This window comes from Dyella flava (genome assembly GCF_016904955.1).
GTDB lineage: Bacteria > Pseudomonadota > Gammaproteobacteria > Xanthomonadales > Rhodanobacteraceae > Dyella_B > Dyella_B flava.
This window is the reverse complement of sequence record NZ_JADIKE010000032.1, coordinates 156,423-171,602: the sequence shown is the minus strand read 5'-3', so window position 1 is coordinate 171,602 and position 15,180 is coordinate 156,423. Positions and strand designations below refer to the sequence as shown.

Genomic DNA, 15,180 nt, shown 5'->3' with positions numbered 1-15,180 from the left:
GAACGATCGATGAACAGCAAGTCTTTAACTCGTTTAGCATTACCTGCGGCGATCGCGGCCACGCTGATGTCCGGCGCCGTGTATGCGCAGCAAACCAGTCAGACGACGCCCACGCAAAGCTCGACCACCACGGCGCCCACCAGTCAGGCAGCACCCGCGAGCCCTGGCGCGCAACAAGCTGCGAATGCCAAGAATGCGTCGACCTTGCAGCAGGTGGTGGTGACCGGTACGGCCACGTTTGGCGGCGTGAAGAAGATCGATGCAGCCTACTCGATCACATCGCTGTCCAGTCAGCAGATCAAGGAGGCAAATCCCAAGAGTGCGGCGGACCTGCTAAAGGCATCGCCCGGCATCTATCCGGAATCCTCCGGCGGTCAAACCGGCGCCAATATCGAAGTAGCCGGTTTCCCGAGCGGCGGCGATGCGCCATATGTCACCTTCCAGCTCAACGGCACGCCACTTTATCCGCAGTCGTCGTTGTCGTTCCTGGACAACTCATCCATGTTCCGCCTGGATGACACCATTGACCGCGCAGAAATCGTGCAAGGCGGCTCTGGCGTTCTGTACGGCAATGGCCAGCCAGGTGCGACCGCCAACTTCCTTCTCAAGGAAGGCACGGACGTTCCCTCCGGTGAATTCGGCTACACGTACGGCTCGGAGGACATGAATCGCATCGACGGATTCGTCGGCTTCCCGCTGGGCAAGGACACCGGCTGGTATGGCAGCTTCGGTGGCTTCTGGCGCCGGTCCGACGGTGTGCGCGACCCGCAATTCGCCGCCGACGACGGCGGCCAGCTCACTGGCACGATAAGCCGTGACTGGGATAGCGGCTCGCTGATGTTTTATGCGCGCGAACTGAAAGACCACAACCAGTTCGTCACCGACACGCCGGTCCTCAACCCCAGCATAGGCAACTTCTCCGCCTATCCGGGTTACAGCCCCTTGACCGGCACCTTCGGCAGCAAGGCCGATCAATACGAGACCATCGAAACCACGCCCTGCAATACCCCAGGCTGCACGCCCGGTGGCATACCCGTGAATCTGGCCAAGGGCCGCGGTGCGGACATCCATCTTTTCGGCAGTAATTTCGATTGGGATTTCGGTAACGGCTGGTCACTCTCGGACAAGCTGGGTTTCACCGGCGGCCAGATGAACACGATCTCGTTCTTCAGCACGGGCGCCAATCCAACCTCGCTGTCGTCGTACATCACCAGTGAGGAAACGGCCGATGGCCTGCCGACCGACCTGACCGCCACGGCGAAATACACCAACGGCCAGTCGGCCAACATGAACCAGAGTGTCACCACCCAGGGACTCTGGTATGTGCACAAGCGCATTGCGTCGATCAGCAACGAGTTCCACATCAGCAAGGAGCTGTTTGACGGCAACACGCTGACCCTGGGCAACTACACCGCGGTCTACAACGATCACGACACCTGGTACCTGGGCAACAACATGCTGCTGCAGGCGATGAGCAACCCGAGCCCGATCGTGGTCGACCTCGAAAACGCCGCCGGCAACGTCTACCAGCTGAGCAGCAGCCAGGGCTTTGTCAGCGGACCGAGCACGGCGATCTACGAACGCTGGAACGGCTTCAACACCGCCATGTTCCTGACCGACACCTGGAAGCTGGACAACTGGCTGTTCGACGCCGGCATCCGCGACGAGCGCGAACAGGCGAGCGGCGGCATCCAGAACACCATGACGCTCGATCTGGATAACAACCCGTACACGCTGTACAACAACAATTCGCAGGTGCTCGCGCCGGGTCTGAACTACATCAAGTATCAGAAGTCCGCGCCCTCGTGGACGATTGGTGCGAACTATGAGTTCACGCCCAACATGAGCGCCTACGCACGACTCAACGACGGCGTGTACTTCCCCGGCTTCGACGATCTGCGCAATATGCCCGATACGCCGGTTGAAAAGGTCCACAACCAGGAAATCGGCTTCAAGTATCAAGCCGACTGGGTCTATGTCGATGCCAGCGCCTATCACCGCCTGTTCTTCGGCGTGCCTTACTCCTACGTGGGACCGACGGGCCAGATTTCCTCGCTGCTCTATGGCAGCAACACCAAGGGCGTGAATCTGACCACGACGTTCAAGCCGTTTGAGCACTTCACCATGACGTTGAGCGGTGACTACATGGATGGTCACTACACCAACACGGGGCTGGAGTCATACACCACGCAGTCGGGCGAGACGGCCTTCGCCAGCTTGTACGGCAAGATGCTGCAACGCCAGCCGCGAGTACAGTTCCGTCTCACGCCCGCTTACACCCTTCCAACCAGCTGGGGCAGCCTGCGCGCGTGGCTCACTTATGAGTACGTGGGCAATCGCTACGGCGACCTGCTTCAACAGCAGCCGCTGGGTTACTACTACGACCTGAGCTTCGGCGTCGCCGCCAACGTTGGCCAGCACTGGGTGTACAGCGTCACCGGCACCAATCTGACCAACCAGATCGGCATTACCGAAGGCAACGCGCGCCTGTTCGGCTCCGCCAGCAGCGAAGGCGTGATCCTGGCCCGTTCCATTGAAGGCCGCGAGGTCCAAGGCCAGATCAAGTACCAGTTCTAGGAGTAAGCAACGAGTAGTGGGAAATGAGAGAAAGGCCCGGAAAGCATTTGCCTTTCTCCCACCACTCACTCCTCTCCACTCACTCCCCGCAGTTAGTCGCCCTCCCCTCCCTGGGGCACCCATGGCCGGGTGAAAACCCGGCCATGGACTTTCCGCCCGGCGCAAGTTGTAAAGTCTGGCTGGCAAGGGATAGCAGCGTTTCCAAGTGAGTGCTTCCGTTTCGCCAAAAATCCGACCTTGCCGCTATACCGGCCAAGGTCGGGACGACGGCGAGACACGGTGGAAACTCAATCCCAAACAAAGCGGCATAAAGCAGGTTGCCATGAACCGATTCCGCATGATCACCGCGCTGGCCCTGATCTACATGGTCTTCGCGATCCTGCTCAACAGCGTCGGCACGGTGATCCTGCAATCGATCTACACCTTCGGCGTCGATAAACCGCAGGCCAGCCTGCTAGAACTATTCAAAGACCTGCCGATTGCGATCACATCCTTCCTGGTCGCTTCTTTCCTTCCCCTGCTCGGCTATCGGCGCGCGATGATACTTGCGCTGACCATCGTGGCCTGCGCCTGCGTGCTGATGCCGCTTTATCCTGGTTTCCGCACCGCGGAACTGTTGTTTACCTGCGTCGGCGTTTCGTTCGCGCTGGCCAAGGTCGCGGTTTATTCGTCGATCGGCCTGTTGACCAGCGACCGGAGTGAACATGGACGGCTCACCAATACCATCGAAGGCCTGTTCATGGTGGGTGTGCTGATCGCGGGATGGCTGTTCAGCGCCTTCGTCGATCGCGATGCACCCGCCAATCCGTCCTGGCTAAACGTGTACTGGGTCCTGGCGGTCGCCTGCGTGCTGGTGATCGTGCTGCTGGCGACATCACGCATGGATGAATCGGCCGCGCATGCGGATGAAGCCAAGCCGGTGCGCGGCTCGCTGCTGGAAATGCTGCACCTGTTCCTGCGGCCGCTGGTCTATGTGTTCCTGGCTTCCGCGTTTCTCTATGTGCTGATCGAACAGAGCTTCAGCACCTGGCTGCCGACCTTCAACAACGAGATCCTCAAGCTGCCCAATGCCATGAGCATCCAGCTCGCGACGATTCTCGCCGCCACCTCCGCGATCGGGCGCATCGTCGCCGGACAGGTCCTGCGGCGCATGCCGTGGTACGCCTTGCTGAATATCTGCGTGGTGGGCATGGGGCTGCTGGTCACGCTGACCTTGCCGCTGGCGCATGGGATCACCGCGCAGGCCGATGTCGGCTGGTTCGACGCGCCGATTGCCGCCTACCTGATTCCGTTGATCGGCCTGCTGATGGCGCCGATCTATCCGGTGATCAATTCGGTGGCGCTCAGCTCGCTGCCCAAGCCTTCGCACGCGGCGATGACCGGCTTGATCGTGATTTTCTCCGCGCTGGGCGGCACGCTCGGCTCGCGCATTACCGCCATCGTGTTTTCACGCTTCGATGGCATCCATGCGTTCTACTTCTCGCTGGTACCGATGTTGCTCATCCTCGTCACGCTGTTCCTGTTCAAGCGCGAGACGGACCGCCACGGCAACGGTGAAGCAAGCATCAAACTTATCGCCAAATGACGCGCTACGGGATGGGGCGCGCTACGCGTCATTGCTGGAGTTTCCATGAGCTTTCGCAACATCGGTTTGACCGCACTTTTCCTCGCCGCCAGCACAGCCGCTTTCACGGCCCAGGCCGCCACCGATCCAAGCTTTCTGCTCACTGCTTCGTCGGATAACTTCGGCAGCTATTTCCCCAGTTATCTGGCGAATGGTTATTTCTCCACCATGACCTCGCCACGCGGCACGGAGCCTGCCCGCGCCTACATGGTCGCCTTCATGGATTACAGCAAGGGCGATATTTCGCGCCCTGCCGCCATCCCCGGCTGGAGCGAGATCGATTACAACCCGGGCGGTGGGTGGATCAATTCCACCCGCCTGGACAAAAAGATCTTTGCCGATTACGCGCAGACGCTGGACATGCACGACGGCACGCTCACCACGAGCTACCGTTTCGATTACGCGAACAAATCCACTGACGTGAACGTGGTGACCTTCGTCAGCCAGGCCGACAACCATCTTGCGGCCACGCAAATCTCGATCACCCCGCACTTCGACGGCAGCGTGGAACTTACCTTTCCGATCCGGTTGTGGTCGGAATATCAGCCGCGTTTTCCGATCGGCAGCATGACCGAAGACCAGATGACCGCTGCCGTGATCGCCAGCGGACAGAACCTGGACAACAAGCCGATCCCCACTCCGGACCGCGCCGCCGTGTGGTATCCCGGCTACACCGAAGTGTTGTCCAGCGACGGCAGCACCAAGGACCTGACCCTGTGGCTCGACGGCCGGGCCAAGCAGGGCCTGAGCATGGCCGAAGCCGCCGCCATCCAGCTACCTGCTTCGCTGGACGTGGAGAGCGTAAAGCTCGACAAGACCAGCGATTTGCTGTCGCTGCACATCACCGCCAAGGTCAGGCAAGGCAGCACTTACGTCTTCACCAAATACCTCGCCGCATCCCGCCAGGATTGGGGCGGCAAGGCCAACGATGACGTCGCACTCGCCAAACAGGCGCGACAGACCGGCTTTGCCACCCTGCTCGCGCGCCATCAGGCCGCATGGCATCAACTGTGGACCTCGGACATCGTGATCGATGGCGATCCGCAGGTGCAGAAAGCGGTTCACTCCGACCTCTACTACCTGCTCTCCAACACCACCGTCGGCACGGCATGGCCGATGGGCGCCTGCGCGCTCACGCCCAACTATGCCGGGCATGCATTCTGGGATAGCGACTCCTGGGTGTTTCCCGCACTGCTCCTGCTGCATCCGGAACGCGCCAAGCCGATCGTGATGTTCCGCAACCGCACCATGCAGCCGGCGCGCGACCGCGCGATCCAGTACGGCTTCAAGGGCACGATGTATCCATGGGAAGCCGATCCGCAAACGGGCGTGGATAACACGCCGCATTTCGCCTACCACGTGTACCGCGAAGTTCACGTCGATGCTGATATCGCCATCGCGCAGTGGCAGTACTACCTCGCCAGCGGCGACGAGGCATGGCTGAAGCAATACGGTTGGCCGGTGATCCGCGAAGTCGCCCGGTTCTGGACCAGCCGTGTCACCTATAACCCAGCCAAGGATCGCTACGAAATCCTGCACGTCACCTCGCCGGACGAGGCCTACGAAGATGTGCCCAACGACTCCTTTACCAACGCTGCCGCGCGCAAGGCGCTGTTGATAGCGATCGAAGCCGCCAGGCAGGTTGGCGAACCTGCCGATCCCAAGTGGAACGAGATCGCGGCAAAGATGTACATCCCGTTCCTCGACAAGGAACAACGTCATCTCGATTTCGACGCATCGGTGCCGCACGACAAGATCACCTGGATGGGTTCGTCGCTGGCGTGGCTGATGTATCCCAACCTCGATCTGGCCATGTCCGATACGGTGCGCCGCAACGATTTCGACTTCCAGCTGCATGAGCTGAAAGTCCACGGCGACGATCCGAACGAGATGATGATGGCAATGCTCGCCGTCGGCGCTTCCGAACTGGGCGATGCCAAGACGGCCGGCGACTGGATTCAGCGCAACTTGGTCGGATTCCTGAAACCGCCCTTCAACGTGCGCACTGAAACCGTCGCGAACAACGCGGGCTATATTCTTGCGACGTCGGCAGGTTTCGTCCAAAGCATGCTGTACGGACTTACCGGCCTGCGCATTGACGACAAGGGCCTGGATGCTGCCTATGCGCCACAACTTCCACCATCATGGAAATCGCTGACGCTTCGGCACATCAGTTTCCAGGGCAAGCTGTACGACATCACCGTCCAGCGTGATGCGTCGGGCAAGCCAGAACTGATTCGCCAGCCGTTATAACAACCATCCTGACAGGCGCTGATGTCCACCGTACCGCCCACTGTTATCGACGCGATGAGGCACGTAGGCACGCTGCTGCAAACCGGCGATTTTCGCGGCGCGCATGCGCGGCTCCAGAGCATCGTCGAACAGCACCCCGACTACGCGGAGGCGTTGCGCCTGCTCGGTGGCGTGCAATTGGCACTCGGCGATACCGTTGGCGCCGAAGCGCTGTTGCGTAGAGCCGTAACCGCGGACCCCGGCTGGGCGCCCTCGCTGGCGACACTCGGCGAATTGCTGTTGAACAGCGGGCGTCAGGATGAAGCGGTGCCACTGCTGCGACGCGCCGCCCAACGCCTGCCGCATGCTGCTCTATTGCTCGCACGCCATTACAACGACACCCAGCGTCCGGCCGAGGCCCTGGCCATCGTGGCACCGTTGTGCGGTTCCGCACAGGCACCGGCAGAACTGGTCGCGCAGCACGTCGTGGCACTCGCTGCGCTCGGGCGCCAGGATGAAGCCGTCACCTTTTATCGCACACTGGCGGACGCGTCGCCCGATCATCCGGCCGCGGCACACGCACTGGCCATCGCCTTGGCCGCAGCTTCCCGGCACGCCGAAGCCGAGCGCGCCACCCAGCATGCGCTGGCGCGAGGGCACAAGTCGGCAGCCGTCCATTTCACCCATGCAAACAGCCTGATCGCACTCGGCGAGTTCGAGCGCGCAGAAACGTCCCTGCGCGAATGCCTGCGACAGGAACCTCGGCATATCGACGCGCACAATCACCTGGCGCAACTGGTGTGGATGCGCACGGGTGATAGTGCACAAACCACCGCCGTGCTCGACCAGGCCTTGCAGATATTTCAGGGCGATGAAGCCCTGCTCGCTGCAAAGGCCTCGATCCTGCAAGGTGCCGGCGATGTGCGCGCCGCCTATGTATGCCTGGCAACATCGGCTTCACGCGCACAGGCCACCCCTGCGCTGCTCGTGCGCGCAGGACTGGCCGCATTGGAATTCGATCCCGCGACGGCGCTGACCTTGGCAGAGCGCGCGCTGCGTATATCGCCGGATAACAACGCCTCACGGAATCTGTTGACCGCGGCCTTGCTTGGTACTGGCGATGCGCGCCGGGCATTGAGTCATTGCGAAGCGCTGTTAGCCATGACTCCCGACGACCAGTATCTGATCGCCCTGCAAACCACGGCGTGGCGGCTGCTGGGTGATGCGCGCTACGACGCATGTTGTGATTACACGAATCTGGTGCGTCCGTACACCTTGCAGGCACCTTCGCCCTGGACGGATCTGGCCGGTTTCCTCAGCGATCTGAAACAAAGTCTCGAACGCCTGCACAATCCCCATGGCCATGCGCTGCTGTTCCAGTCGCTACGCCACGGCACTGAAACCACCGGTGATCTGACGCGTGAAACAGACCCGGTCATCCAGGCCCTGTTCAAGGCGCTCGACGCGCCCATCCGCGACTATATCGCCTACATCGGCCAAGGCTCCGATCCGCTGCGTCGTCGCAATCGTGGTACCTACCGGTTCAATGGCGGCTGGTCGGTGCGCCTGCGCAGTGCGGGCTATCACGCCAATCATGTGCATCCGCGCGGCTGGATTTCTTCGGCCTTCTACGTCGACCTGCCCGAAGGCATGGCTGAAGCCTCCACCCAGGATGGATGCCTGGCGTTCGGCCAGCCCAGCATCGCCACACATCCACCCTTGCAGGTGCAACGCGTTGTCCGCCCCGAACCGGGCAGGCTGGTGCTGTTCCCTTCGTATTTCTGGCATGGCACCGTACCTTTCCATAGCGAGAAAACCCGGCTTACGGTGGCGTTCGATGCGGTGCCGGAGCCGGAGCCGTCGGCATGAAAGCGCGATGCCATGCCCCATGACATCCCCAAGCACTTTATCGGCCCGCCGCATCCGGACCGGCCGAACGCATCACGATGGAGAAGCGACATGAAAACCACGATCCGAACCCTGGCGTTACTCCTGTCTGCAACGCTCGTTGCGACGGCCTCGGCCGCGCAGCCCGATCCGGCCAAGACACGCACCTACATCGATCAGGCATGGACCACGCTCACGCGCTCGATGGATAACTGCGCGTCATTGACCGATCCGAAGATCCATGCACGCCCGGTGATCTATATACCGGCACAATTCAACATGCCCGCGGACCTTGCCCAGACTGCGAAGCGCTGCAATGTCGACGTGCATGTGCTGCCGCAAGTGATCGATAAATTGGGCGATGTGGATGCCACCAAGCTGCCGGTGCAGGGTCTGCTGTACCTGCCGCATCCGTATGTGGTGCCGGGTGGCTTCTTCAATGAAATGTACGGCTGGGACAGCTATTTCATCGTACTGGGGCTGGTGGCCGATCACCGCACCGAGCTGGCGCGCGACATGACCGACAATGCGCTGTTCGAAGTGCAGTACTACGGTGGCGTGCTCAACGCGAACCGCAGTTATTACCTCAGCCGTTCGCAGCCACCGTTTCTCACCGGCATGATGGTCGCGGTGCTCAACGATCCGGCCAGCTTCCATAGCGCGGAAGAAAAACGTGCATGGCTGGAGCAGGCGTATCCGCTGGCCGTTCGCAACCATGACATCTGGACCCGCCCTGAGCATCAGGCCGGCGACACCGGCTTGGCGCGCTACTACGACTTGGGCAGCGGCCCGGTGCTGGAAGCGCAGGACAGCGAGTTCTACGACGGCGTGATCAAATGGTTGATCGCGCATCCCGCGCAAAACCCGGGCTATCTGATCAAAGGTTCCGAGCATCCGGATGACGCCGAGGCCGCACGCCTGAAAACCGAGAGCTGCGATGTGCGTGCATCGAAAGTCTGCGCCGGCAACTGGGTGGATGGTTATCGCTTGACCGCCGACTACTATCACGGCGATCGCGCCATGCGTGAGTCCGGTTTCGATACGAATTTCCATTTCGGTCCGTTCGGTGGCTCCACGCACCACTACGCCGCGGTGGATCTCAACAGCCTGCTGTATCGCTACGAACTGGATCTGCACGATTTCGCCCTGCAACTCGGCAAGACCGCCGACGCCGCGCGCTGGGCGCAGGCTGCCGCGGCACGCAAGGCGGCGATGGACAAGTATTTGTGGCGCCCGGAACTGGGCATGTATCGCGATTACGACTTTGTCGCCGGTAAACCGTCCGACGCACCGTATCTCACCACGTTCTATCCGCTATGGGCTGGCGCGGCCTCGCAGCAGCAAGCCGAAGCGGTACGCAAGACCCTGTCCATCTTCGAACTGCCCGGCGGCCTGACCATGGACAACCGTCCCAGCGGCACGCAATGGAACAACCCCTTCGGCTGGGCGCCGACCAATTGGCTGGCCGTGTCGGGATTGAATGCTTATGGCTACCACGACGATGCACGCCGCATCGCCGGCAAATTCGACGCCACGGTGGATCGCAGCTTTGCGACGGACGGCACCATCCGCGAAAAATACAACATGGCGCTTGGCAATGCGGATGTGAAAGTCAGCGCTGGCTACACCGCCAACGTCATCGGTTTTGGCTGGACCAACGGCGTGTATCTGAAGCTGCGGCAGATCTTGAGCGCCACACCTCCCAAACAACCCGAAACAGTGAAATAAAACAACGTAGGTTGGCGGTAAGCGAAGCGCACCCCAACGTTGGGATGCACACGACGTTGGGATGCATATGACGTTGGGATGCACATGACGTTGGGATGCACATGACGTTGGGATGCACATGACGTTGGGATGCACATGACGTTGGGATGCACATGACGTTGGGATGCACATGACGTTGGGATGCACGTGATGTCGGGGTGCGCTTCGCTTACCGCCAACCTACAATCTTGCAGCTGGTCACGAGGGGAAAGCAGCATGCGTGTGTCACACCTGGCTTATGTTTTAACCGCACTTTTGTTGTCGGCAACCGTTTCCGCCCAAACTACCGCGCCCGGCTTCAACGCCGACGGCAGTGTCACCTCGCCCGCCGTGACCGTGCCCTATTCCAGCCTCGCTTCGCCCGAAGCCCGCGCGTTCTTCCCCAAGATGCTCGCTGCCGGTAGCAAGGCGCCGCCGATCACTGCGCCGATCGAACAAAGCCGCAGCTTCTACGACCGCATGAACAGCGACCGCGCCGCGCGCATGGAAAAGCTGTACCCGGTGAAGATCCACAGCGAGACGATCGCCGGCGTCAGGACGGATGTGGTGCTGCCTGCGCAGGCGATCGCGCCGGAGAATCGCGATCGCGTACTGATCAATCTGCACGGCGGCGCCTTTCTGTGGGGCGCACACAGTGGCGGGCTGGTGGAATCCATCCCGATTGCCAGCATCGGCCGCATCAAGGTCATCAGCGTCGACTACCGGCAAGGTCCCGAATACACCTTCCCGGCCGCCAGCGATGATGTGGAGGCCGTCTACAAGGCGCTGCTCAAGCAGTACAAGCCGGCCAACATCGGCATCTACGGCTGCTCGGCCGGCGGCATCCTCACCGCGGAATCGGTGGCCCGCATCATTCATGACCAGCTGCCGGTGCCGGGCGCCATCGGCACCTTCTGCGGCTCAGTGATGGATGTCGAAGGCGACTCCGCCTATATCGCCCCGTTACTGAATGGCCAAGGCGTACCGGCGCATCTGCTGACGTTCGCCTCCCTGCCTTACTTCCATGGCGCCAATCCCAAGGATCCGCTGGTGCAGCCGGGCATGTCGCCGAGCCTGCTGGCCAAGTTCCCGCCAACCCTGCTGATCACCGGCACCCGCGACATGACGATGAGCTCGGTGATCGACAGTCAGCAACGGCTCGACCAGGCCGGCGTACAGACCGAGCTGCACGTGTGGGAAGGGATGTGGCACTCCTTCTTCTCCGACCCTGAGCTACCCGAATCCAAGGACGCCTACCGCGTGATCGTGCAGTTTTTCCTACGCCACCTCGGGCATTGACGCGACGTATACATACGGCGCTTTGCCACTTGCGAGTGCGGCGAGTATCCTGAACGTTAACCCACCTTCGCCTCCGAATCATGAGCCAACAGACCGTCCTGGTCATCGACGACGAACGCGACATCCGCGAACTGCTGACTATCACGCTTGGCCGCATGGACCTGAAGGTCGATGCCGTAGGCACCGTGGCTGAAGCGCGCCATGCCTTGGCCGAGCATCACTACGACCTGTGCTTCACCGACATGCGTCTGCCTGACGGCAGCGGCCAGGAGATCATCGAGCTGATCGCGGCCGACTACGACGACACGCCGGTAGCGATGATCACCGCGTACGGCAACGTCGATGCCGCCGTCACCGCGCTGAAGGCCGGCGCCTTCGATTTCGTCTCCAAGCCGGTCGACATCCAGATGCTGCGCCGGCTGGTGCGCACCGCACTGAAGCTGGCCGAGGAAAAGCGCACGGGCGCCAGCCCGAGCAGTGCCACGACCGCCGCCGGCAATCGTCTGATCGGCGACTCGACCACCATGCAGCAGGTGCGCAGCACCATCGGCAAGCTGGCCCGCAACCAGGCACCGGTGTACATCGCCGGTGAGTCGGGCGTGGGCAAGGAACTGGTGGCGCGTTTGATCCACGAACAAGGCCCGCGTGCCAGCGGCCCGTTCGTGCCGGTCAACTGCGGCGCAATTCCTTCCGAATTGATGGAAAGCGAATTCTTCGGTCACCGCAAAGGCAGCTTCACCGGCGCGGTCGCCGACAAGGAAGGCCTGTTCCAGGCCGCGCATGGCGGCACGCTGTTCCTCGATGAAGTCGCCGAGCTGCCGCTGCACATGCAGGTGAAACTGCTGCGCGCGATCCAGGAAAAAGCCGTGCGCCCGATCGGTGCGCGCGAGGAAATCGCGGTCGACGTCCGCATCCTGTCGGCCACGCACAAGAACCTGGCCGCGCTGGTCGACCAGGGCCAGTTCCGCCAGGACCTGTTCTACCGCATCAATGTGATCGAGCTGCGGGTGCCGCCACTGCGCGAACGCCGCGGCGACGTACCGCTGCTGGCCGATTTCGTGCTGCGCCAGCTTGCTGTCAAGAGCAAGAGCGACACCCCCGCCCGCCTGCTGCCGGAAGCGCGCCAGGCGCTGGAGGATTACGACTTCCCCGGCAACGTGCGTGAACTGGAAAACATCCTCGAGCGCGCCGTGGCGATGTGCGATGGCGACCGCATCGACACCAGCGACCTGATGTTGCCGCAACGCCCGCCACGCAACGCGGACGCACCAGCCACTTCAGGGCATGCCCATGCGCCAGCCGGCTTCGCCCAGGCAACCGCTGCGCCAGCACCACCGGCTCCGGCACCTTCCAGCAGCGAACTTGGTCTGGACGACTACATCAGCAACCTCGAACGCACTGCCATCATGAAAGCGCTTGAAGAATCGCGCTACAACAAGACCGCTGCGGCGAGAAAGCTGGGCATCACGTTCCGGGCGTTGCGGTACAAGCTGAAAAAGCTGGGTATCGATTGAGGTGGGGGGCGTGGCGTAAGTTAGCTTGTTTTGTGGTGCGTGGCGTGGGTGGGTGTTTCGTAATCCGAACCATTGCCTGCGGCGCTTTCGGTCCCTAAAGGGCCCGAGTCACTTTTCTTTGCTGGCCCAAAGATAAAGTAACCCAAAGAAATGGCCTCAAGAACTCGTGGCACAGTGCAGGTTACAAGCCTGAACGATTACGCCATGCCCTGCTGGTTAACGGGCCACGCTTACACAACGCCGCTATACCGCGAGGCGTCGAAGCGGTGAGGCGACAAAACAAATACGGGAAAGCTCGACTTATCGCCGCGCGAGCTTTAAGCCCTCAGCGCCTCGATGCTCGCGGTATAGCGGGAGCGCATAACCATGGGCGATTAAGCATTTCATAGCCGCCATCGCTCAGGCTTTTATCCCTCCCGCGCACGAGCCTTTCAGGCCATTTCTTTGGGTTACTTTTCTTTGGGCCAGCAAAGAAAAGTGACTCGGCCTTTAGGCCGAAAGCGCCGCAGGCAATGGCCCAATCAGCGAAATGCACAATGTTGCAAAAATACGCCAAATTACGCCGCGATCAACCGAACAGGCGTACTACGGATTCTTTAGGTTACTTTTCTTCGCGCCAGCAAAGAAAAGTGACTCAGCCTTTAGGCCGAAAGCGCCGCAGGCAATGGTTCAAACTACGAAACACCCATCCACGCCACGCACCTCAAAGCAAGCCAGGCCACACCCCACCAACCATCCTCAACTCTTATGCAGCGCTTCACGCACCGCCTGCAACAACACCTTCGTGCTGACCGGCTTGTTCAAACGGCGCAGGCGCCCAGGTACCTGGAAAATCGATCGATCAGCCGGATCATCCGCACGACTTAGCACCAGCACACCCTGGCGATAGCCGTATTCACTCAATGCGGCCAGCGTGCGCTCGCTGGTGAACAGGCTCATGTCGGCGTCCATCACCACCAGATCGGGCAGGCCGCAGGCTTCAATCCATTGCAGGGCCGCCGTACCGCTCTGGCTGGCATGGACTTCATAGCCCCAGGTATCCAGCGTATCGGTCAGCAAGGTGAGCTGACCGGCTTCCTCCACCACCAGCAACACGTGCTCGGCGTTACCGTGCAGGCTGATGTCGTCATCGACCAGCGCCGATGCGTCGGTGGCCAGGCGCACTATCGGGATGTAGAGATCAAAGCAGCTGCCCTCACCCGGAATGCTGTCCAGACGCATCACGCCGCCATGGCTGTAGACAATGCGGCGGCAGGAAAGCAGGCCAAGCCCGGTGCCGCCCTCCTTGGTGGTGAAGAAGGGTTCGAACAGGCGCTTGCGCACGTCTTCGGACATGCCATAACCGGTATCGCTCACCGACAATCGCACATAGTCGCCGGGCTGCACTTCTTCGTGCTCGAGGAAGAAGTCGGTATCCAGCCTCACCTTGCTGGTCACCACCCGCAACACGCCGCCGTCCGGCATCGCCTGGATCGCGTTGAGACAGAGGTTGAGCAGGCATTGCTGCAATTCGGTGTGATTGCCTTCGAAGCTCAGCTCCGGATCGACCACTTCGATATCCAGTTGCACGGCGCGCGGCACGCTCCCTTGCAGCAGCAAGGCCAGCGCATCGACCAGCGCCTGCGCCCGCACCTGCTCTGCACGACGCGCGCCGCGCGCGAACGACAACATCGACTGCACCATCTCCAGCCCGCGGCGTCCGCAGTCGCGCACCAGCGTGCCCAGCCGCGCCAGACGCGGATCATCCTGGTAATCCTGCAAGCTGTCGCCGGCCAGCAACAACGGCTGCAACAGATTGCGCAGATCGTGGCTCAAGCCGCCGGCCAGCATGGCCAGGCTTTCGAAGCGCTGCACGCGGATCAGCTCGGCCTCGGCATGCGCGCGGGCACGTTGTTCTTCTGCTTCGCGCAGGGCGCGGCGCACCGCGCTGGCCAGGCGTGCCGGGTTCTGCTTGAGGATGTAGTCGGTGGCACCTTCGCGCAACGCGGCAATCGCCGCTTCTTCGCCTAGCGTGGCCGATACGTAGATAAAAGGCGTTTCCGGACGGTGTTCGCGCAACAGCTCCAGTGCGCGCTGCCCGGAAAACCCGGGCATGCTCAGGTCCGATAGCACGATGTGCGGCTGGAACACCTGCAAGCTTTCGACGAATGCGGACTCGTCATCAACCAGCTGCACATCGTACGCAATACCGTCCGCCTGCAACTCGGTAAGGATCAGCTCGGCGTCGAGCGAACTGTCCTCGACCTGCAGGACACGTATGCGCGGCAGTGATCGTTGATGGTTGGACTTGTCCGGCATTCC

General features: G+C 61.4%; 8 protein-coding genes. 7 read left to right on the top strand and 1 reads right to left on the bottom strand.

Going from position 1 to position 15,180, the window contains the following annotated elements; all coding sequences use genetic code 11:
• Nucleotides 1-9: 9 nt before the first annotated feature.
• The 7 genes from ISP19_RS08115 to ISP19_RS08085 all read left to right on the top strand — a co-directional run bounded on the left by ISP19_RS08115 (nt 10) and on the right by ISP19_RS08085 (nt 12,879).
• Nucleotides 10-2,577 carry a TonB-dependent receptor gene (locus ISP19_RS08115; protein WP_204680865.1) on the top strand — a complete coding sequence of 856 codons (2,568 nt, stop codon included), beginning with the start codon at nt 10-12 and terminating at the stop codon, nt 2,575-2,577.
• Between the two features lie 322 nt (nt 2,578-2,899).
• On the top strand, nt 2,900-4,162 hold the full coding sequence (locus ISP19_RS08110; RefSeq protein ID WP_239556655.1) for an MFS transporter: 1,263 nt from the start codon (nt 2,900-2,902) through the stop codon (nt 4,160-4,162).
• Nucleotides 4,163-4,207: 45 nt separating this feature from the next.
• Nucleotides 4,208-6,454, top strand: a complete 2,247-nt coding sequence (locus ISP19_RS08105) for a glycoside hydrolase family 65 protein (protein WP_204680864.1) — start codon at nt 4,208-4,210, stop codon at nt 6,452-6,454.
• 21 nt (nt 6,455-6,475) lie between these two features.
• Nucleotides 6,476-8,302, top strand: a complete 1,827-nt coding sequence (locus ISP19_RS08100; protein WP_204680863.1) for a tetratricopeptide repeat protein — start codon at nt 6,476-6,478, stop codon at nt 8,300-8,302.
• A gap of 90 nt (nt 8,303-8,392) precedes the next feature.
• On the top strand, nt 8,393-10,048 hold the full coding sequence (locus ISP19_RS08095; protein WP_204680862.1) for a trehalase family glycosidase: 1,656 nt from the start codon (nt 8,393-8,395) through the stop codon (nt 10,046-10,048).
• 255 nt (nt 10,049-10,303) lie between these two features.
• Nucleotides 10,304-11,365: an alpha/beta hydrolase gene (locus ISP19_RS08090; protein ID WP_204680861.1), complete on the top strand. Its 1,062-nt coding sequence runs from the start codon at nt 10,304-10,306 to the stop codon at nt 11,363-11,365.
• Between the two features lie 80 nt (nt 11,366-11,445).
• Nucleotides 11,446-12,879: a sigma-54-dependent transcriptional regulator gene (locus ISP19_RS08085; protein WP_204680860.1), complete on the top strand. Its 1,434-nt coding sequence runs from the start codon at nt 11,446-11,448 to the stop codon at nt 12,877-12,879.
• A 738-nt stretch (nt 12,880-13,617) separates the two neighbouring features.
• On the opposite strand, the gene ISP19_RS08080 is transcribed toward ISP19_RS08085, so the two are convergent.
• On the bottom strand, nt 13,618-15,177 hold the full coding sequence (locus ISP19_RS08080) for a response regulator (RefSeq protein WP_204680859.1): 1,560 nt from the start codon (nt 15,175-15,177) through the stop codon (nt 13,618-13,620).
• Nucleotides 15,178-15,180: the final 3 nt, after the last annotated feature.